The following is a 20,492-nucleotide window of genomic DNA, read 5'->3' as shown; positions in this document are numbered from 1 at the left end:
GTGGTGACCTGGTCCGCAAGCTGCTCGCCCGGGTGCTGACCACCGGGCTGGCGGTGCTGGCCTTCCTCGTCGTGGCGCTCACCGGGGCCACCGGCTGGGGCCTGGCCGTGGCGGTCGCTGCGCTGGCCGCCACCGCCTGGGAACGGCGCGTCCGGCCCAGCGCCGACGGCCTGGCCGAGACGGTGCTGGTCGCCGCCGGCATCCTGGTCGGTTACGCCCGCCGGCTCGACGACGGGTTCGACCCGGCGCTGGCCGCCACCGCGCTCGTCCTGCTCGGCCTGGTGCTGCTGGTCGGCCCGCTGCGCCAGGCCGGCGCGCTGGAGATCCGCGCGGCCAACCTGCCGGTACGCACCTGGACGCCGCTCGTCGCCGCCCGGCTCGGTGACGCGCTGCTGGTGCTGCTCGCGCTGGTGGCGTCCGCCGCTGCCCTGACCCTGCCGGCGTGGGCGGCGCTGGCCGCCACGCTGCTGGTCGGCGCCGGCTGCGCCGCGGTCGCGCTCGACCTCGCCCGGCGCCGGTTCCGGCCGCCGGCCGGGGGTGGACCGGTCGGCCGGGCGCTGCGCCGGCACCAGCCGGAGTTCCTGCTGCACTTCTCCGCCCCGCCCGGCTCGGAATACCAGGTCACCATGTGGCTGCCGTACCTGGAACGGATCGGCCGCCCGTTCCTGGTGGTGCTGCGCGAGCCGGAGTTCCTGCCGGCCGTGGCCGCCGCCACCCGCGCCCCGGTGGTGCTCTGCCCCACGCTGAAGGCGCTCGACGAGGCGCTGGTGCCCAGCCTGCGGGCGGCGTTCTACGTCAACCACGGCGCGAAGAACGCCCACTGCATCCGGTTCACCCAGCTCACCCACGTGCAACTGCACCACGGCGACAGCGACAAGGCCCCGAGCGCCAACCCGGTCTCGGCGATCTTCGACAAGATCTTCGTCGCCGGCCAGGCGGCGATCGACCGGTACGCCCGCGCCGGCGTGGAGATCCCCGCCGAGAAGTTCGTCGTGGTCGGCCGCCCCCAGGTCGAGGCCATCGAGGTACGCCGGGAGCCGGTGTCCACGCCGGCCCACCCGACCGTCCTCTACACCCCCACCTGGACCGGGCACCACGCCGACGCCAACTACTGCTCACTGCCGGTGGCCGAGACGCTGATCCGCCGGCTGCTCGACCGGGGCGCCACGGTGATCCTGCGCGCCCACCCGTACACCGACAAGAACCCGGCCTCGGCCCGGCATCTCGCCCGGCTCACCGAACTGCTCGCCGCGGACAAGGCGAAGACCGGGCGGCCCCACCTGTGGGGCACGGCAGCGAGCCGGGAACTGACGCTGACCGAGTGCGTCAACCGCGCCGACGCGCTGGTCTCCGACGTGTCCGGGGTCATTTCCGACTGGCTCTACTCCAGCAAGCCGTACGCGGTCACCGACACCGGCGCGGACGGCCCACACTTCGTCGACCGGTTCCCGCTGGCGGCCTCGGGCTACGTGCTGCGCCGGGACATGTCCAACGTGGACGAGGTGCTCACCGCCCTGCTCGACACCGACCCGTCGGCGGCGCAACGCTGGGCCGCGCGCACCCGGTACCTCGGCGACTTCCCCGCCGACGGGTACGCCGAGGCGTTCCTCACCGCCGCCCGCCGCGAGCTGGAGCCGGACTTCGCCGTTCCGACGCCGCGCGCGGCCGTCTGACTCCAGCGGGACCGCCCGGTTGGCCGGGTCGGCGTCGAGCGGGGCGAGCACCATGGCCGGATCCTCGACGTGCCCGTTGTGGCCCGCTCCGGCCGGGTGGCCACCAACTCCTTGAGCCACGCATCGGTCACCATCGGGTTCAACTCGCCCCGGGCCAGCAGGCACGTCGGTCGCGGCCAGCCTCGACTCCCCCACCGCGAACGCGGCCGGATCCATGACCAGCCGCCCGCGCCCGTCCTCCGGAAGCGTTGATCAAATACCAGGTCGGCGAACTGGCGGCATCAGACGGGTCGGATGCCGCCACTTCCCCGAACTGGCATCGCCGATCACGCCAGCTTGACTGCTATGACCAGGAATGCCCCTCTCGACTCCGTGCGGTTCCCCAGCCGACGGGCGCACCCGGGCCGGGCAGCAGGTCGCGACACCAGGTCGGCGAACTGGCGGCATCAGACGGGTCGGATGCCGCCACTTCCCCGAGCTGGCATCGCCGATCACGCCAGCTTGACCGCTATGACCAGGAATGCCCCTCTCGACTCCGTGCGGCTCCCCAGCCGACAGGCGCACCCGAGCCGGGCAGGCAGGTCGCGACACCGGGTCGGCGAACTGGCGGCATCAGACGGGCCGGATGCCACCACTTCCCCGAACTGGCATCGCCGGTCACGCCAGCTTGACCGCTATGACCAGGAATGCCCCTCTCGGCTCCGTGCGGTTCCCCAGCCGACGGGCGCACCCAGGCCGGGCAGGCAGGTCGCGACACCGGGTCGGGGAACCGGCGGCATCAGACGGGTCGGATGCCGCCACTTCCCCGGGCTGGTGGCGGCGCCCGGCAGCCGGCGAGGGTGCGGGCGCCGTAGGTGAGGCGCTACGGGTGTCTCCGCGGGGCGGAACGCGCCTCCGTTCCACCCGCCCGCCCGGGTGACCGGAGCGCCCGTCGACACCCGGGACAAGCCGGATGATCGACCACCAGTACGCCGAAACGGTGGCATCGGGGCAGGCGGGATGTCACCACGTCCCCCGAGGTGGCGGCGTGAACGGGCACGCATCTGCCCGAGATGCCCGGAGGCCGACACCCGTACGGGGTGCCGGCCTCCGGGCGTACCGGGAACGAGGTCAGGCGGAGTAGCCGCGGGTGGACATCCAGTTCGCCAGGTCGACCGTGGTGACCCAGTACGACGGCAGCGACGGGTCGGCCGAGTCGGCGATGCGTACGGTCCGGCCGTCGTTCTTGTAGCCGACCACGGCGATGTAGTGGCCGCCCGGGAACGAGTGCCAGCCGCCGGCGGTGTCGGTGGCGTCACCGGCGACGTTGGCGACGACCGCCCGGCCGGCGCTGATCGCCTCGACCACGTCGGCCTGGAGCGCCTTCGTCTGCCCCGAGGTGGCTGCGCCGGGGATCTCGTGGGTGCGGTACGGGTCACCCTTGACCTGCTGGTTGAGCACCCGGGTGGTGTCCTCGGCGGAGTTGGTGCCCGACTCGGTGGTGCCGAGCGCGACGGCGAGGGTGTCCTGGCTGCGCTCGATGCCGGTGGCGCTCAGCGCGTTGCGCACGGCGGCCGGGCCACAGTAGTAGTAGGTGGTCTGCGCCTGGTAGTCGTAGTCGAGCGTCCTGCTCGACGGTGGCTTCGGCTTGGCCTTCGGCGTGGTGTCCGGGTCGGCCTTGGCCGCCGCCTTCGCCGACGGCGAGGCGCTGGGCGAGGCAGCGGGCGAGGCCGTTGGCGAACCAGTTGGTGAGGCGCTGGGTGAGGCCGACGGCGTGGGCACGGCGACGCGGGCCTCGCCCCGTCCGGCGGTGTCGCCGAGGCGGGCGCCGAGTTCCGCCACCGTTGCGGTGTTCTCCTGCCGGACAGGTGCGTCGTCGGTGGCGGTGAGGGCGGCGCCGGTGCCGCCGACCAGCACGAGGGCCGCGGCCGAACCGGCGATGATCTGGTACGGGCGTTCGGTCGCGAGACGCCGCAACTGACGCTTCAGGTGGTGCTTCACGGGGTTTCCTCCACGGGGGCGTGAACGCGGCACACGCCGGCCCCGCGCGTGCAGGTGCTGCACGCGCTGGAGGGCGGACTGCCGCGGGAAGGGAGCGCCCGGGGGTGCCGGGCGATCGAGGGGGCGGCCGGGCTCAGGCGAGCGCCGGCACTCCGAGGCCGTGGAGGCGGGGAGACGATCGGGGGGTGGTCACGGGGATGGAACTCCTTCCGTGGCCGCCGACCGGGTTAGCTGACGGATTCGGGCGGGAAGTACGCCCTACCGCGGCCGTGGCGCGCGGATTCACCCCGGTGTTGCTGTGGGTCCCCGGTTCGTGTGTGCACGATTAGGCGGGTCGGCACGGCGTCGCCTTCTGCGATCGGGAACCGCGCCGGACGCGCCGACACTACCGGTGGGTATGCGCCCTGCCAAGCGCTCCCACCTGCGCAAACATCGTCAGGGGACACGGATATCGGAACAGGGGGTTACTCATTTCCCTCAATGGGACAACCGGTCGCCGGGGAACCGCTCGGCGGAAAGGGGACATCGGTCGACCGGGGAAACGGGCATCCGGCGCAGCGCGGCCGATCGGATCGGCCGCTTGCCGGGGAATCGCGGGCCGGGTGACCGCGCTCACCGTTCTCGGTAACGATTGGGCCGCCGGCTCTCAGCCGATGCGGGCCGGGCGCCAGCGGGCCGCCGCGACGGGGACCCGGGTCACGGCGGAAGCCCGGGGCGCGGGTACGGGCCGCAGCGCCGTGGCGGCCGCGTACGCCTCGACGGTGAGCGTCCGGGCCGCGTCGGCCGCCAACTCCGCGTCCCGCCAGGCGAGCCGCTCCCGCGCCGCGGCCGCCTCCCACCGGGCGCGGCGGCCGTCGCGGATCGTCCCGGCCAGCACGGCCTCCTGCTCGGCCGGGTGGCGACGCGGGTCCCACCCGTTGCGCCCGGCCAGCACGTCGGCGAGCTGACGCGCGGTCAGGTCGCCCCGCCAGTACGCCGTCATGGCGGCGTGGCGCAGCCAGCGCTCCCGCGCCGCGTACTCGGTCGGGGTGTGCGGGGTGCGCGGGGTGGGCAGCGCGGCGGCGAGGGCGAGTCGGCGGGCGGCCGCGTCCGCCTCGTCGTAGGCCGCCCAGGCCCGTTCCGCCTCGTCCTGGGCGACGAGCCACCGCTCCCGGCGGCGACGGGCGGTCTGGGCGGCCCCGGCGGCGGCGACCGCCACCTCGTCGGCGTAGCGGGCCAGGTCGGCGCGGTGGACCGCGTCCGCGTCGACCGGTTCGGGGGCGGGCTCTGCCGGTTCCCGTTCCGGGCGGGCGACCAGCACGGCGAGCAGGGCGAGGGCGAGCACGGTCAGTGTCGACCAGATGGCGGCGGCCTCGGGAACCTCGGTGAGGAAGTGGCGGAGAACGGTCTGCGACATGGTCGGCACCTCACGGGAGACAGTGGCCGGGGAACTCCGCGCGGCGTCGCCGGGCCGCCGAGGGCGGGTGCGGGGCCGACCCTGAGCACGGGTACAAATTACCGCCGGATCCCGCCTCCGCGCACCGCCCTGCGGCGTGTCGCCACGCCCGCTGAACAGGGCGGACGGCTCAATCCGACCGACGCCGCCCGGCGTACTCGACGGGTGNGACCGGGGGGCCGGCACGGCTGGTGCCGGCGCGACGGCGGCCGGGCCGGTGCGGGGCCGGCGCGACGGGCCGAGGCGGCGCATCATCGGCAGTTCCACCCAGCGGTGCAGGGCGGCGGCGAGCGCCAGGTTGAGCAGCAGGAAGCCGAGCACCGCGAGCGGCCCCCGCCAGCCGGGCAGCCCGGTGCCCCAGTCGCCGGTGAGCCGCAGCACGGTCACCATGACCAGGACGTGGACCAGGTAGAACGCGAATGAGACCTCGCCGAGCCAGACCATCGCCCGGGAGCGCCACGGGGTCCACCGACCCCGCACGTCGGCCTCCGCCGCGGCGGCGATGACCAGCACGTACGCCACGGCGAGCAGCGCCGCCCAGAACTCGGCCCGGATCCACAGCGCGGCGACCACCCAGGTGGCGACGAACAGCAGGCTGGCCACGGGCAGGCCGGGACCGCGCCAGCGGTGGCGGCGCATCAGCTCGGCGGCCGCCGCGCCCATCCAGAACTCCAGCGACCGGGTGACCGGGAAGATCTGGGTGAACCACCAGCGCTGCTCCTCGGGCACCAGGTGCTGACCCGGCCAGAGCGCCAGGATGAGCAGCGGCGCGGCGACCAGCACCGCCCGGAGCACGCCGGTACGGCCCCGGCGCAGCCACGGCACCACCAGCGGCAGGCACAGGTAGAAGGCCAGCTCGCAGGAGAGCGACCAGCTCACGTTGTTGACGCTGTAGAAGTAGCCGTTCAGCGGGATCCACGCCTGGACCAGGAAGAGGTTGCCGATCGCGGCCCACGGCAGGACCGGGTCGGCGAACCAGGCCGCCACGGCCAGCGCGGCCACGAACGTCACCACATGGTTCGGGTAGATCTTGGCGAGCCGGCGGCGCAGGAACCTCCGCCCCGGCTCGCCGTCCCGGTACGACCACACCAGCACGAACCCGCTGAGGACGAAGAAGAACTCCACCCCGGAGAGACCGAGGCTGAACGTCTTGTCCATGACGGTCTTCAGCTCCGGCTCGGCGATGATCCGCATGGTGCCCGCGTGGAAGCCGAAGACCAGCAGGGCGGCGATCCACCGGAGCCCGGTCAGCGACGGCAGCCGCGGAGCGCGGGCGGTGGTCGGCGCACTGGTCATCCCGGGCACCCTACCGGGTGGGGGACGCGGGCCCCCTCCCCCGGCGACGTCCGGACGACCGCCGGGGGACGGCGGATAGGATTTCCGTTCCTGCGCGAGCGAGCGCCCACCCGGCTCCCGCCGGAACTGCCCCCGCCTGTACGGAAGGTGAGCCAACCGGATGCACCAGCGGATCCTGCTCCGCGCCCGCAAGGGCCCGTTCGACGTCCTCACGCCGGAGGAGACCTTCGCCGGCAACTGGATCGGCGACAACACCGGCAACCTGGTCTTCAGCCACGCCGCGCACAAGCTGCTGGCCACCTCCGGTACGGAGATCACCCCCACCCGGTCGCCCGCCGACCCGCGCCTCGCCGACGAGATCAACGAACGGTACGACGTCTTCGTGGTGCCGCTGGCCAACGCCTTCCGCCGCAGCTTCGTGCACCGCCTCAACCCGCTGACCCGGCTGATCGAGCGGCTGAAGATCCCGGTGGTGGTCCTCGGCGTCGGGGTGCAGACCAATGTCGACGGCGACCGCGAGTACCTGCGGCAGATCGACGAGCCGGTCAGCGCGTTCTGCCGGGCCGTACTGGACCGCTCGCACAGCATCGGGGTACGCGGCGAGATCACCGAGGGCTACCTGCGTACCCTCGGCTTCTCCGCCGTGGAGCAGATCGGCTGCCCGTCGATGTTCCTGCACGGCGAGGACTTCCGGCTGGAGAAGACCCGGCCGGAGCTGACCGCCGACGGCCGGATCGCGTTGACCATCTCCCCGTACGTCGCCTCGATGGCCGCGGTCGTCCGCCACCATCGCGAGCGCTACCCGAACCTGCGCTACGTGCCGCAGGACCTGCGGACCCTCGGCACGCTGCTCTACGGCGACGCGCCGGAGCACCGGGGCAAGAGCGGTGAGATGCCGCTGCACACCTCGCACCCGCTGTTCGTCGAGGACAAGGTGCGCATGTTCGTCGACCCGTGGACGTGGATGTCGTACCTGTCCGGGTTCGACTTCAACTTCGGCACCCGGATCCACGGCACCATCACCGCGCTGATCTCCGGCACCCCCGGTTACCTCTTCGCGCACGACTCGCGCACCCTGGAACTGGCCCGCTACTTCGACATCCCGCACCGGATCATGCGGGACGTGCCGGCCGACGTCGACGCCGCCGACCTCTACGCGGAGGCCGACTATACCGCGCTCAACGCCGGGCACAAGGCGCGCTTCGCCACGATCACCGGGTTCCTGGCCAAGCACGACCTCGGCACCTCGTTCGCCGACGGTGACAGCGCCGCCCGGTTCGACCAGCGGGTCCGCGAGACGGTGTTCCCGCCGGCCGTCCGGCCGGTCGCCAGCACCCCGACCGCCGAGCTGCTGACCCGCATCGAGCGTCTGCACGACGAGAACCGCAAGCTCACCGAGACGGTCGGCGAGCTGCGCGGCCAGGGGCTGCGCGAGCGGATCAAGCAGGCCGTCCCGGACCCGGTCCGCCGCATCCTGCGGCGTTGAGCGTCGTACGCCTGTTCGAGACCGGGGTACGATCGCGGGCGTGTCCGACGTCGCGTACCAGCCCTCGATGCTCGACCTGGCCGCCGACGGCCCGACCCTGGGCCCGCTCGCCGGCCAGGTGCGCCGGCACGAGCTGACCCGGGGCGCCTGGGTCGACCACCTGCCCGGGTGGGTGCGGGGCTCCGACGCGGTGCTCGACACGCTGCGCCACGACGTGCCGTGGCGGGCCGAGCGCCGCACCATGTACGACACCGAGGTCGACGTGCCCCGCCTGCTCTGCTGGTACGCCGCCGGTCGGCCGCTGCCGCACCCGGTGCTCACCACCGCCCGCGACGCGCTCACCCGGCACTACGCGTCCGAGCTGGGCGAGCCGTTCGTCACCGCCGGCCTATGCCTCTACCGCGACGGCCGGGACAGCGTGGCCTGGCACGGCGACACCCAGGGCCGTTCCGCGCACACCGACACCCTGGTGGCGATCGTCTCGTTCGGCTCGCCCCGCCCGCTGCTGCTGCGCCCGCGCGGCGGTGGCGGCGTCAGCCTGCGTTTCCCGCTCGGCCACGGCGACCTGGTGGTGATGGGCGGCTCCTGCCAACGCACCTGGGAACACGCCGTGCCCAAGACCACCCGCCCGGTCGGCCCCCGGGTCAGCGTCCAGTTCCGCCCCGCCGGGGTGGCCTGACCCGGCCACCGGGCCCATGCTAGAAACAACCCCCAGGGTCGATCGCACCCCGTGAGGGGTGAGGCGATGACCAGGTTTCCCACGTGGGCGGTGCACGGCGACGGCCGCTCGGTGCGCCCCGGCGACGTGGTCCACCCCGCCGAACGACTCTCCTGGCCGCGTACCGTCGGCGTGGGCGTGCAGCACGTCGTCGCCATGTTCGGCGCCACCTTCACGGTGCCGCTGATCACCGGTTTCCCGCCGGCCACCACGCTCTTCTTCTCCGGCCTCGGCACGCTGCTGTTCCTGCTGATCACCGGCAACCGGCTGCCGTCGTACCTCGGGTCGTCGTTCGCCTTCATCGCCCCGGTGCTGGCCGCCAAGACCGACGGCGGCATCGGCGCGGCCCTCGGCGGCATCGTGGTGGCCGGCGCCGCGCTGGCGCTGGTCGGCGTGGTGGTGCAGTGGGCCGGCGCGCGCTGGATCGACGCCCTGATGCCCCCGGTGGTGACCGGCGCGATCGTGGCCCTGATCGGGCTCAACCTCGCGCCGGTGGCCTGGGACGGCGGCGGTGCCGGCACCGGCGTCAAGGCCCAACCGCTGATCGCCGTGGTCACGCTCCTGGCGATCCTGGTCACCACGGTGGTCTTCCGCGGCTTCCTGGCCCGGCTGTCGATCCTGCTGGGCGTGGTGGTCGGCTGGGCGCTGGCCGCGCTGACCGGCCAGCTCGACCAGCAGGCGGTCACCGGGCTGCGGCAGGCCGCCTGGGTCGGCCTGCCCGAGTTCCACACGCCGAGCTTCAGCCTCCGCGCCGTGGTGCTGGTGATCCCGGTGATCCTGGTGCTGATCGCGGAGAACGCCGGGCACGTCAAGGCGGTCGCCGCGATGACCGGCCGCAACCTCGACCGTCACATGGGCCGGGCGTTCCTCGGCGACGGTCTCGCCACCGTGCTGGCCGGCTCCGGCGGCGGTTCCGGCACCACCACGTACGCGGAGAACATCGGCGTGATGGCGGCGACCCGCGTCTACTCGACGGCCGCGTACTGGGTGGCCGGCGGCACGGCGATCTTGCTCGGGCTCTGCCCGAAGTTCGGCGCGCTGATCCTCACCGTGCCGGCCGGCGTGCTCGGCGGCGCCACCACCGCGTTGTACGGCCTGATCGCCATCCTCGGCGCCCGGATCTGGATCGAGAACCGGGTCGACTTCCACGACCCGGTCAACCTGTTCACCGCCGCGGTCGCCGTGATCGTCGGCGCGGCCAACTACACGCTGACGGCGGGCGACCTGTCCTTCAACGGCATCGCGCTGGGCACCGCCGCCGCCCTGGTGATCTACCACGGCATGCGCCTGATCGCCCACCTGCGCGGCACCACCCCGCACCCCCACCCCGCCCCCGACCCCCGTAGTTGATCATGAAGTTGGCGGCGCGAATCGACTGATCCGGTGCGGTCAACTTCATGATCAACGCTGGGTCGGCGGGGTGGGGCTGGGAGGGGTGGGCGGGGTGGGTCAGGGGCGGTCGATGTGGTGGCCTACCACGGTGGGGCCGAGCATCACCGCGAAGCCGGAGCCGTCGCGACGTGGGTCCGCCGGGGGCAGGTCCACCGGGTCGCCGGTGGCCGTCGCGCCCACCGGCCGCGGGCCGATCCAGGCCACGGACAGATCCACCTCGCCCTTGAGCAGCCGCTGGGCGCGCACCCCGCCGGTCGCCCGCCCCTTCGCCGGGTACGCGTCCAACGGCGTCACCTTGACCGTGGCGCCGGTGGACGTGACCACCATCGGCTCACCGTGCTGCGGGTCGTCGGTGCGGACCGCGCCGAAGAAGACCACCCGCGCCCCCGCCGGCAGGTTGATCCCGGCCATCCCACCGCCCCTGAGGCCCTGCGGCCGGACCAGCGACGCCGCGAAACGCAGCAACGACGCCTCCGACGAGACGAACGCCAGCGCCTCGGCGCCGTCGGTCAGCCAGGTCGCCCCGACCACCTCGTCGCCGTCGCGCAGCGAGATGACCTCGAACTCGTCCGAGCGGACCGGCCAGTCCGGCGCGCACACCTTCACCACGCCCTGACGCGTACCCAGGGCCAGGCCGGGCGACCCCTCGGCGGAGGGACCCAGCGGGGCGAGCCCGACCACCGACTCCCCCGGTTCCAGCGGCACCAGTTCCGCCGCCGACATGCCGCCCCGCAACGACACCGTGCCGGACTGCTCCGGCAGCACCGGCAGCGGCAACACGTCGATCTTGAACGCCCGGCCGGCGCTGGTCACCAGCAGCACCCGCCCCCGGGCGGTGGAGTGCACCGCCGCGCGTACCGCGTCGTGCTTGACCCGACCGCTGCGCCGTCGCGCCTCGGCGGCCTCCTCCGACTCGGCCGCGGTCCGGGCGACCAGCCCGGTCGCGGAGAGGATCACCTGGCACGGGTCGTCGGCGACTTCCAGCGGACCGGCCGGCACGGAGGCGGCCAAGACCTCCTTCAGGTCACCGTCGACGAGCGTGGTGCGCCGCTGCGCGCCGAACTGCTTGACCACCGCGGCCAACTCGTCGGAGACCAGCTTCCGCAGCACCTTCGGATCGTCCAGGATCTTCGACAGCTCGGCGATCTCGCCGCGCAGCTTCTCCTGCTCGGCCTCCAGCTCGATCCGGTCGTACTTCGTCAGCCGGCGCAGCGGCGTGTCCAGGATGTAGGTCGCCTGGATCTCGGACAGTTTGAATCGCTGCATCAGGCCGTCCTTGGCCGCCTGCGCGTCCTCGCTGGCCCGGATCAGCTTGACCACCCGGTCGATGTCGAGCAGCGCGATCAGCAGGCCGTCGACCAGGTGCAGCCGCTCCTCCCGCTTGCGCTTGCGGTACGCGCTGCGCCGGGTCACCACCTCGTAGCGGTGCGACAGGAACACCTCAAGCAGTTCCTTGAGCCCGAGCGTGCGCGGCTGGCCGTCCACCAGCACCAGGTTGTTCACGCCGAAGGACTGCTCCAGCGGGGTGAGCCGGTAGAGGTCGGCCAGCAGCGCCTGCGGGTTCACCCCGACCTTGCACTCGACGACCAGGCGGGTGCCGTTCTCCCGGTCGGTGAGGTCCTTGACGTCGGCGATGCCGGTCAGCCGCTTGGTCTTGTTGACCTCGTTGGTGATGGCCGCGATGACCTTCTCGGCGCCCACGCCGTACGGCAGCTCGATGACCGTGATGGCCTGCCGGCCACGGCTGCCCTCCAGCGGACCGATCTCCACCCGGCCGCGCATCCGCACCACGCCACGCCCGGTCTCGTAGGCCCGGCGCACCTCGTCCAGGCCGAGCAGCAGCCCGCCGGTGGGCAGGTCGGGGCCGGGCACGAACTCCATCAACCGGTCCAGCGTGGCGTCCGGGTGGTTGATCAACCAGCGGGCGGCCTGGACCACCTCGCCGAGGTTGTGCGGGATCATGTTCGTCGCCATGCCGACCGCGATGCCGGACGCGCCGTTGACCAGCAGGTTCGGGAAGGCGGCCGGCAGCACGGTGGGCTGGGTCAGCGAGCCGTCGTAGTTGGGCTCGACGTCGACGGTGTCCTCGCCCAGCTCACCGACCAGCAGCATCGCAGGCCGAGAAATGCGACATTCGGTATATCTCGCCGCCGCCGGGCCGTCGTCCGGGGATCCAAAGTTTCCATGCCCGTCGATGAGTGGAGTGTTCAGCGAGAAGTCCTGCGCGAGCCGGACCAGCGCGTCGTAGATCGCGGTGTCGCCGTGCGGGTGGTACCGACCCATGACGTCACCGACCACGCGGGCCGACTTGACATGCGATCGATCCGGCCGGAATCCCGACTCGTGCATGGACCAGAGGATGCGCCGGTGCACGGGCTTGAGCCCGTCCCGGGCGTCCGGCAGGGCGCGGGAGTGGATGACCGAGAACGCGTACTCCAGGTAGGAGTCGGAGACCTCGGTGACCAGCGGGTTGTCGAAGACCCGGGCGCCGGCCTGGTCGAAGGCGGAGAGGTCCGCCTTGGCGCGGTCGTCCTTGCGGCGTGCCATGGTGCAGCTTCCTTCCGAAACGAACGCGGTGGTCAGGCGTCGATGGCGTCGCGGTCGACGCGGCCGGCGGAGTCGATGAGCCAGTTGCGGCGGGGCTCGACCTTCTCCCCCATGAGCAGTTCGAGGATCCGTTCGGCGGCCTCGACGTCGTCGAGCGTGATCCGGCGGACGGCGCGGGTGGCCGGGTTCATGGTGGTCTCCCACAACTCGTCGGCGTCCATCTCACCGAGACCCTTGAACCGTGGGATCGGGGTGACGATCTGCTTGCCGGCCTTCTCCAGCTTGCGGACCGTCGCCTCCATCTCGGCCTGGGTGTAGGTGTAGACGGTCTGCGGGTTGCGCCCCCTCGTGGTGATCTTGTGCAGGGGCGGCATCGCCGCGTAGAGCCGGCCGGCCTCGATCAGCGGTCGCATGTAGCGGGCGAAGAGCGTGATCAGCAGCGTACGGATGTGCGCGCCGTCGACGTCCGCGTCGGCCATGATCAGCACCCGGCCGTAGCGCAGCGACGACAGGTCGAACGTGCGCCCGGAGCCGGCGCCGAGCACCTGCACGATCGCGGCGCACTCGGCGTTGTCCAGCACCTGCTGGAGGTTGGCCTTCTGCACATTGAGGATCTTGCCGCGAATCGGCAGAAGTGCCTGGTATTCGGAGGATCGGGCGAGGCGCCCTGTTCCCAAGGCGCTGTCGCCTTCGACGATGAACAGCTCACTTCTGTCGATACCTGACGCGCGACAGTCGACCAGCTTGGCCGGCATGGCCGCGCCCTCCAGCGCGGTCTTGCGGCGGGCCGCGTCCTTCTGCTGCTTCTGGGTGAGCCGGACCCGGGCCGCGTCGACGATCTTCTGGAGCACCGTGCGGGCCTCGGCCTTGGTGCGGCGGTCGTCCAGCCAGCTCTTGAGGTGCGCCTCGACCAGGCCCTGGAGCACCTTGGTGATGCCGGCGGTGGACAGCTCGTCCTTGGTCTGGGAGGTGAACTGCGGCTCCGGGATGCGGACGTGCACCACCGCGGTCATGCCCTCCAGGACGTCGTCCAGGGTGGGCGCGTCCTCCTTGGCCCGGAGCAGGCCGCGAGTGGTGCGAGCCGCCTCGGCGAGGGTGCGGGCCAGGGCACGCTCGAAGCCCTTGCGGTGGGTGCCGCCGTGGGCGTTGCGGATGGTGTTGGTGAAGCACTCGACGGTGCGGTCGTAGCCGGTGCCCCAGCGGAACGCCACCTCGACCTCGGCCCGGCGCTGCACGTTCGACTGCATGACGCCGTTGGCGTCGGCGGCGTTCTCGCGGTAGGTGCCCTCGCCGGTGACGAGCAGGGTGCCGGAGACCGGGCGGTCGCCGGCCGGGGCGAGGAACTCCACCATGTCGGTCAGGCCGTTGGGGAAGTGGAAGTGCTCCTCGGTGGCCTGCTCGCCGGTCTCGTCGCGCAGCCGGTAGGCCACGCCCGGGACGAGGAACGCGGTGTTGCGCAGCTTGAGCCGGACCGCCTCGGTGTCGAGCGCGGCGCCGGTCTCGAAGTACCGGGGGTCGTGCCACCAGCGGATCGAGGTGCCGGTGCGCTGGCCGCGCTTCATCGCCCCGGCCACCCGGAGACCGGGCCCGGGGGTGAACGGCGCGTCGGGGCCGTCGCCGTCGAAGACCCCGGGCACGCCGTGCCGGAACGACATGACGTGGATCTTGCCGGCGCGGCGGACGGTGACGTCGAAGCGGCGGGAGAGCGCGTTGACCGCGGAGGCGCCCACGCCGTGCAGGCCGCCGGAGGTCTTGTAGCCCGAGCCGCCGAACTTGCCGCCGGCGTGCAGCCGGGTCAGCACCAGCTCGACGCCGGAGATGCCCGACTTGGCGTGCACGTCGGTGGGGATGCCCCGCCCGTCGTCGTCGACCTGGACCGAGCCGTCGGCGTGCAGGATCACGTCGACGTTGGTGGCGTGACCGGCCACACCCTCGTCGGTCGAGTTGTCGAGGATCTCGTTGACGAGGTGACCCACGCCACGGCTGTCGGTCGAGCCGATGTACATGCCGGGGCGCTTGCGGACGGCGTCGAGGCCCTCCAGATGGGTGAGGTCGTCCGCCCCGTAGAGCGTCTCAGGCTGTGCGGTCAACTGGTCGTACTCCAAGGTCTCGGCGGTGTGGTGCCGTTCACCGTGCGGCCGCCCACGACGATCGCCGGGCGCGGCGCGCCGGAGCGAGCCTAGCCCGGCGCTCCGACAGGCCGGTGGCACCCGGGCCGAGAGGCGTCCGTGCACCACAACGATCCGACCCGCCGGCCGTCTTCCCGATCACCGACCGGCGGATTGTTAACACCCGTCGTGACCTCGGGTCCGACCATTGACGCTCGTCACACGCCCGTGATCTGATCGCCCCCTCGAAGAATCTTTCATGTTTCGATGTCTGAGGGTGAGGTCGGGTATGTCCGTGTTTCGTCGTTCCGCGCTCGCGGCGGCGCTGGCGCTCGCCGCGGTGGCGTTGCCGGCCGCGGCGGCGCCCGCCCGGCCGGCCGCCGCCGCGCTGCCCACCGCCGCGGTCGCACTGGGTGACAGCTTCATCAGTGGCGAGGGCGCCGGAGGGTACGCGCCGGTGGTCGACGTCAACGGCGTCACGCAGGGCTTCCCCGGCTGGTCAGCGGCGAACGCCAACGCCTACTTCTGCCACCGTTCGCCGAACGCCTCGCTGTTCCAGGCCGACCTGCCCGGCATCTCCGCGCGGTTCAACCTGGCCTGCTCCGGCGGGCAGCCGTACGACATCGCCAACGCGTCGTCCACCCGGGCCAAGGGGCGGCAGGTCGCCGCCCAGCTCGACCAGCTCCGGGCGGTGGCGCGGACCCACGACATCGACGTGGTGCTGGTCGGTCTCGGCTCGAACAACAGCTCGTTCACGTTCGGNGGGAGTTCTGGGCGTACCTGGGCGGGCCGGTGGAGCAGAAGCCGTGCACGGACGCCGACCTGGGCACCGCCGCCCAGTTCGCCGCCGCGACCGCGGAGACCACGACCGCGCTGCGGCAACTGCTCACCACGCTCGACCAGGTCGACGCGGACGGGCAGCACCGGGTGGTGTTCCAGGACTACACCAACCCGCTGCCGTACGAGCTGGACCAGAGCTACTGGAGCGAGGACAGTCGGGACGACACCCGGGATAAGTTCCGTGCCCTGGGCGCCGAGCGGTACGCGGCCGGCTGCCCGATCCACCGGGCCAGCCTGGCCCCCGGGCAGCGGTTCTCCCAGGGGCTCGGCTCGCTGGTCAGCTCGGTGCGCGGCACGCTGGCCGCCGAGTTCCCGGCCGACGACCTGGTCTATCTGAACGTGCAGCGCGCGTTCGACGGGGCCCGGCTCTGCGAGTCGGCGGGCAGCCCGGCCAACGCGCTGGCCACCCCGATCCGGCTGATGGACGGCCCGAGCGGCGTCTTCGTCACCAGCCTCTCCGGCAAGGACAAGCTCGACATCCAGCGGATCGCGAACGCCTGCGGCACCTACTTCCAGACCTGCCAGGAGTCGTGGCACCCGAGCGCCGCCGGCCACCAGGTGCTCGGCCGCTGCCTGAGCGGGGCGGCGGCGACCGGCGCCCGTAGCGTCTCCTGCGTCCGGGCCCCGGACGGCACGATCACCGTGAGCTGACCGACCCGGTCGGCGTCCCGCGTGGCCGGGGCGCCGACCGGTCGGCTCGACGGGCCGCCGGTCAGCGGGCCGCCGGTGGGGCGCCGAGACTGAGCAGGAGCGGGCCGGTCGGGCCGGCGACCAGTTCGCCGAGGCGCACCCCGTCCAGCACGGCGAGGAACGCGGCCTGGGCCCGGCGCAGCTCGCCGCGCAGCCGACAGCCGGCGACCAGCGGGCAGGCCGGCTCGTGGCAGTTGACCACCTCGCCGTCACCCTCGAAGGCCCGGACGACCTGGCCCACGGTCAGCTCACCGGCGTGCTCGGCGAAGGCCACCCCGCCGGAGCGACCCCGGATGGTCACCAGGACGCCGATCCGTTGCAACCGCTGCACCACCTTGGCGACGTGACTGCGGGGCAGCGCGAGCCGGCTGGCGAGTTCGTCCACGGTGGCGCGGACCGGGGACGCGGCGGTCAGCATGGCGATCCGCAGGGCCATGTCGGTCGACCGGTTGAGCCTCACGTACCGACCCTAGCCACTTCGCGCCGGACGCGACACGGGTCGATGTTCCGGGACCTCGGCCCCCGAAGCGGACTGTCGAATGCCTGTTTCGTGACGGTCGACCCGTTCGACGTCCGAAGGAGACAGTCGTGCTCCCGGAGAAGTCGACGGTCCGCCGGTTAGCGGCGGATCACCAGGGTAGGGGTCATCCATGCGCATCGCGATGATTTCGGAGCACGCCAGCCCGCTCGCCGTCGGCGGCGAGGGGGACGCCGNGGGCACGACGTCCGGGTCTACACCCGCCGCGACTCCCCCACCCTGCCCGAGGCGGTCCCCGCGGCGGACGGCTACCAGGTGTGGCACGTGCCGGCCGGTCCCGCCCGGCGGGTGCCGAGCGACGAGCTGCTGCCGCACCTGGGCGAGTTCGGCGGCTGGCTGGCGGGCGCCTGGCGGCACGGGGGCTGGACCCCGGACGTGGCGCACGCGCACTTCTGGATGAGCGGGCTGGCCACGGTGCACGCCGGCCGCCGCGCCGGGGTGCCGACCGTGTTGACGTACCACTCGCTCGGCACCGTGGAGCGCCGGCACCGGGGCGTGCGGGACGCCGGCCAGCCGGGACGGATCGGCTACGAGCGCGCGCTTGGCCGGGCCGTCGACCGGGTGGTCGTGCAGTGCGAGGAGGAGCTCGCCGAGCTGGTCCGGATGGGGGTGCCCCGCTCCCGGATGGCGCTGGTCCCGGCCGGCGTCGACCAGGCGGTGTTCCGGCCGGACGGGCCGGTCGCGCCGCGCGACCCGGACCGCCCGCGCATCCTCACCGTCGGCCGGATGGTCGAACGCAAGGGTTTCCTGGACGTGGTCCGGGCGCTGCCCGCGGTCCCGGACGCGGAGTGCGTGGTGCTCGGCGGGCCACCGGCCGACCTGCTGCCGGCCGACACGTTCGCCCGCCGGCTGTCCGCGCTGGCCGAGTCGTGCGGCGTGGCCGACCGGGTGCGGCTGCTCGGCGGCGTGCCCCGGCGGGAGATGCCGGCCTGGTACCGCTCGGCGGATGTGCTGGTCGCCGCCGGCTGGCACGAGCCGTTCGGGCGCGTCCCGCTGGAGGGGATGGCCTGCGGCGTGCCGGTGGTCGGCACCGCCGTCGGCGGCATCGCCGACAGCATCGTGGACGGGCTGACCGGTGACCTGGTGCCGCCGCGCGACCCGCGCGCGTTGGGCGCCGCGCTGCGCCGGCTGCTCGCCGACAACGTCCGCCGCTTCACGTACGCCACCGCCGCGCTGGACCGGGTCCGCAGCCGGTACTCGTGGAAGCGCTGCGCCGAGCAGCTCGGCGCGGTCTACGACACGCTCGCCACCGCGGCCCGCCCCGCGCCGGCGGCGGCCTGACCGGTGCCGGACCGGCCCGCCACCCCTTGCTACCCGTCGGTAGCTTCGCCCCGTACGCTGGGCCGGTGAGCGGGGACTACACGCAGGAGTACGTGGACGTCGACGGGGCACGCCTCGGCGTGCAGATCCATCCGGAACCGGCCGGGACGTCGCACGCGCCGGTGGTGCTGATCTGGCCGGCCATGGGGGTACGGGCCCGCTACTACCGCCCCTTCGCCGCCGCGCTGCGCGACGCCGGGCTCGCGGTGATCGTGGCCGACCTGCGCGGCACCGGCGAGAGCACGCCGGCCCCCGCCCGCACCTGCCGGTACGGCTACGCCGAGCTGGCCACCGACGTCGGCGCGGTGCTCGACGCGCTCAAACCCCGGCTCGACGGCCGCACCCGGCTGCTGCTCGGGCACTCGCTCGGCGGGCAGGTCGCCGTGCTGCACCAGGCGCTGCACGACGCCGGCAAGGTCGACGGGCTGGCCCTGGTGGCCGCGGCTCTGCCCTGGTGGCGTCGGTACCCGGGGCGGCGCGGCTGGGGCGTGCTGCCGTACACCCAGGGCCTCGCGGCCGCGGCCCGCCTGCTCGGCGTCTGGCCCGGCTGGGGGTTCGGCGGCCGGCAGGCGCGCGGCGTGATCCGGGACTGGGCGCACACCGCCCGCACCGGCCGGTTCCCGACGCTCGACGGGGTCGACGCGGACGCCGCGGTCGGGCGGATCCGGACGCCGGTGCTGGCGGTCAGCGTCGACGACGACCAGTACACCCCGCACGAGACGGTGGACCACCTCTGCGACAAGTTGACCGCCGCGCCGGTGACCCGGCACCGCTACACGGTCGCCGAGGCGGGCGCCCCGCTCGACCACTTCACCTGGGTCCGCGCGGCGACGCCGCTGGCCGCCCGGATCGCCGCGTTCGTGGCCACGCTGCCGCGCCGCTGACACGGGGCGCGGATTCCGGGGCGTGAGCCGGGCGAAGGTGGGTATGCCGCACCGCCCGAACACGGTGGAGGGGGATCAGATGTCCGAACGGCACACCGCGCTGCGCTCGATGCACGACCTGGGTCTGGCGGCCTGGTTCGGCGGCTCGCTGATGGGAGCGCTCGGCGTCAACGGCGCGGCGGCACGAATTGACGACACGACCCAGCGGCTGCCGGTGGCCTCGGCCGGCTGGGCGCGGTGGACGCCGGTGAACGCGGCGGCGATCGGCGCACACCTGGCCGGCGCGGTCGGCGNGCGGTGAAGACCGGGCTCACCGTCGCCGCGCTCGCGGTGACCGGCTACAGCCGGCTGGTCGGCATGCGGCTGGAGAAGGCGGGCGGCCCGCCGGTCGAGGGGACCACCGAGCCGAACCATCACACCCCGGCGAACGTCGCCGCGAGCCAGCGGCAGATGAAGATGCTCCAGTGGGCGATCCCGGCGCTGACCGGCGCGCTGGTCGTGGTCACGGCGTACATGAGTGAGCAGCAGAAGCCGGGCCAGGTGTTCCGCGGCATGCTGAACCGCGCCGGCGGGCTGATGGCCGCGCCGAAGACGTTCGGCAAGGTGGCCGCCATGGGCGCGGCCAAGCGTCACATGGCCGGCGCCNCGGCCGGCGGCCCACAACGGGGTGGGTCGCCGGCCGTGCCGTGCCCGACATCCGGCGGGCGGTCAGGAGCCGGTGCCGTCCTCGCCCGGTGCGGACGGCTCGTTCGCCGGCACCGGCGACCCGGACACCGGGTGTCCGGTGTCGTCCACCAGGCCGGGGGCCATGCTGCCGCCGTGCGCCTCCTCGGCCTCCCGGGTGGCCCGGGGGTCCCGGTCGTCCGGGGCCTGCTCGTCCCGCCGCTCGTCCACGTCTTCCCCCCTCGCTGTCGTCCCTGGCCGGTACCCGGGCGGCGGTCGGGGAAACCTCAGGCGCCGGTGGGCGCCGGTGCGACGTCGAGCAGCCCGGCGAGGGCGGCGGCGTCCCGCTGGGCCTGGTCGCCGCAGCAGTTGTTCATCAGCACATGCAGCTCCGCGCACTGGTCGGCCAACTCCCGCAGCAGCACCGACCAGTGCCGCAGCTCCGACTCGGCGTAGGCGTAGCGGAACCGCTCCTGCTTGTCGCCGCTCTCCCAGGCGGCGCTGTGCCCGTGGAACCGGATCACGGCCAGGTCGGTGGTGGCGACGAGGATCGGCGGCACCGAGGAGGCGTGTCCCTGCGGCATGTCCACGCAGGCGTACCCGAGCCCGTGCTCGCGCAGAAACGTCACCGTGTCGACCATGGCGTCCTCGGCGAACCAGGAGGAGTGTCGCAGCTCGACGGTGACCGGCCAGGGACGGCACCGCTGCGCGGCGGCCAGGATCCGTCGCCGGGCCGCCTCGCCGCGGGCCAGCCAGGGCGGGAACTGGAGGAGCACCGCGCCGAGCCGGTCGGCCGCCGCGAGCGGCGCCAGCGCCGCGTGGAACCGGTCCCAAAGCTCGTCGTACGCCCCGGCGGACAGGTCACGCCACCGGATCCAGCTCGGGCCACCGGTCGGCCGCAGCTCCCTCGGCAGCGCCTCGA

Annotated in this window: 13 protein-coding genes, 2 pseudogenes and 1 riboswitch; of the genes and pseudogenes, 7 read left to right on the top strand and 8 right to left on the bottom strand. The window is 73.4% G+C overall.

Going from position 1 to position 20,492, the window contains the following annotated elements; genetic code table 11:
- The coding region (locus tag B1205_RS11490) for a CDP-glycerol glycerophosphotransferase family protein (protein WP_089155845.1) at positions 1–1,673 on the top strand (1,673 nt) is incomplete at its 5' end.
- Positions 1,674–2,783: 1,110 nt separating this feature from the next.
- Here B1205_RS11490 and B1205_RS11480 read toward each other — a convergent pair.
- Together B1205_RS11480 and B1205_RS31285 are read right to left on the bottom strand one after the other, a co-directional pair.
- Positions 2,784–3,653, bottom strand: a complete 870-nt coding sequence (locus B1205_RS11480; protein WP_089155591.1) for a C39 family peptidase — start codon at positions 3,651–3,653, stop codon at positions 2,784–2,786.
- Between the two features lie 201 nt (positions 3,654–3,854).
- Positions 3,855–3,995, bottom strand: a riboswitch (cyclic di-AMP (ydaO/yuaA leader).
- A 304-nt stretch (positions 3,996–4,299) separates the two neighbouring features.
- The gene (locus B1205_RS31285) at positions 4,300–6,384 is read right to left on the bottom strand and encodes an acyltransferase family protein (RefSeq protein WP_254909863.1); all 2,085 of its coding nucleotides are present in this window, start codon (positions 6,382–6,384) and stop codon (positions 4,300–4,302) included.
- A gap of 160 nt (positions 6,385–6,544) precedes the next feature.
- Here B1205_RS31285 and B1205_RS11465 point away from each other — a divergent pair, with 160 nt between their 5' ends.
- The 3 genes from B1205_RS11465 (at position 6,545) to B1205_RS11455 (ending at position 9,938) form a co-directional block, all read left to right on the top strand.
- Positions 6,545–7,870 (top strand): polysaccharide pyruvyl transferase family protein, encoded by a 1,326-nt coding sequence (locus B1205_RS11465; RefSeq protein WP_089155590.1) that lies wholly within the window; start codon positions 6,545–6,547, stop codon positions 7,868–7,870.
- Between the two features lie 40 nt (positions 7,871–7,910).
- Positions 7,911–8,549 carry an alpha-ketoglutarate-dependent dioxygenase AlkB gene (locus tag B1205_RS11460; protein ID WP_089155589.1) on the top strand — a complete coding sequence of 213 codons (639 nt, stop codon included), beginning with the start codon at positions 7,911–7,913 and terminating at the stop codon, positions 8,547–8,549.
- Positions 8,550–8,615: 66 nt separating this feature from the next.
- Positions 8,616–9,938 carry a uracil-xanthine permease family protein gene (locus B1205_RS11455; RefSeq protein ID WP_089155588.1) on the top strand — a complete coding sequence of 441 codons (1,323 nt, stop codon included), beginning with the start codon at positions 8,616–8,618 and terminating at the stop codon, positions 9,936–9,938.
- A 99-nt stretch (positions 9,939–10,037) separates the two neighbouring features.
- On the opposite strand, the gene B1205_RS11450 is transcribed toward B1205_RS11455, so the two are convergent.
- Together B1205_RS11450 and B1205_RS11445 are read right to left on the bottom strand one after the other, a co-directional pair.
- Complete coding sequence (locus B1205_RS11450) at positions 10,038–12,527, bottom strand: DNA gyrase/topoisomerase IV subunit A (RefSeq protein WP_089155587.1); 2,490 nt, start codon at positions 12,525–12,527, stop codon at positions 10,038–10,040.
- A 32-nt stretch (positions 12,528–12,559) separates the two neighbouring features.
- The gene (locus B1205_RS11445) at positions 12,560–14,617 is read right to left on the bottom strand and encodes a DNA gyrase/topoisomerase IV subunit B (protein ID WP_089155843.1); all 2,058 of its coding nucleotides are present in this window, start codon (positions 14,615–14,617) and stop codon (positions 12,560–12,562) included.
- Positions 14,618–14,924: 307 nt separating this feature from the next.
- Here B1205_RS11445 and B1205_RS11440 point away from each other — a divergent pair.
- Positions 14,925–16,126, top strand: a pseudogene (locus tag B1205_RS11440) (hypothetical protein).
- A gap of 61 nt (positions 16,127–16,187) precedes the next feature.
- Here the strand turns inward: B1205_RS11440 and B1205_RS11435 are convergent.
- Complete coding sequence (locus tag B1205_RS11435; RefSeq protein WP_089155586.1) at positions 16,188–16,625, bottom strand: RrF2 family transcriptional regulator; 438 nt, start codon at positions 16,623–16,625, stop codon at positions 16,188–16,190.
- A 190-nt stretch (positions 16,626–16,815) separates the two neighbouring features.
- Between B1205_RS11435 and B1205_RS11430 the strand changes: the two are divergent.
- Both B1205_RS11430 and B1205_RS11425 read left to right on the top strand, forming a co-directional pair.
- Positions 16,816–17,984 (top strand): annotated as a pseudogene (locus B1205_RS11430) (glycosyltransferase).
- Between the two features lie 65 nt (positions 17,985–18,049).
- Positions 18,050–18,907: an alpha/beta hydrolase family protein gene (locus B1205_RS11425; RefSeq protein ID WP_089155585.1), complete on the top strand. Its 858-nt coding sequence runs from the start codon at positions 18,050–18,052 to the stop codon at positions 18,905–18,907.
- Positions 18,908–19,320: 413 nt separating this feature from the next.
- Here the strand turns inward: B1205_RS11425 and B1205_RS31280 are convergent, their stop codons facing one another.
- The 3 genes from B1205_RS31280 to B1205_RS11410 all read right to left on the bottom strand — a co-directional run.
- Positions 19,321–19,521 carry a hypothetical protein gene (locus B1205_RS31280; RefSeq protein WP_254909862.1) on the bottom strand — a complete coding sequence of 67 codons (201 nt, stop codon included), beginning with the start codon at positions 19,519–19,521 and terminating at the stop codon, positions 19,321–19,323.
- 94 nt (positions 19,522–19,615) lie between these two features.
- Positions 19,616–19,801 carry a GTPase activator gene (locus B1205_RS11415; RefSeq protein ID WP_089155842.1) on the bottom strand — a complete coding sequence of 62 codons (186 nt, stop codon included), beginning with the start codon at positions 19,799–19,801 and terminating at the stop codon, positions 19,616–19,618.
- Between the two features lie 56 nt (positions 19,802–19,857).
- A partial coding sequence (locus B1205_RS11410; protein ID WP_254909861.1) for a DUF72 domain-containing protein occupies positions 19,858–20,492 on the bottom strand: 635 nt, incomplete at its 5' end.

Origin of the sequence: Micromonospora sp. NBS 11-29 (assembly GCF_002140155.1) — a bacterium.
GTDB lineage: Bacteria > Actinomycetota > Actinomycetes > Mycobacteriales > Micromonosporaceae > Micromonospora.
This window is presented reverse-complemented; position numbering and strand designations above follow the sequence as displayed.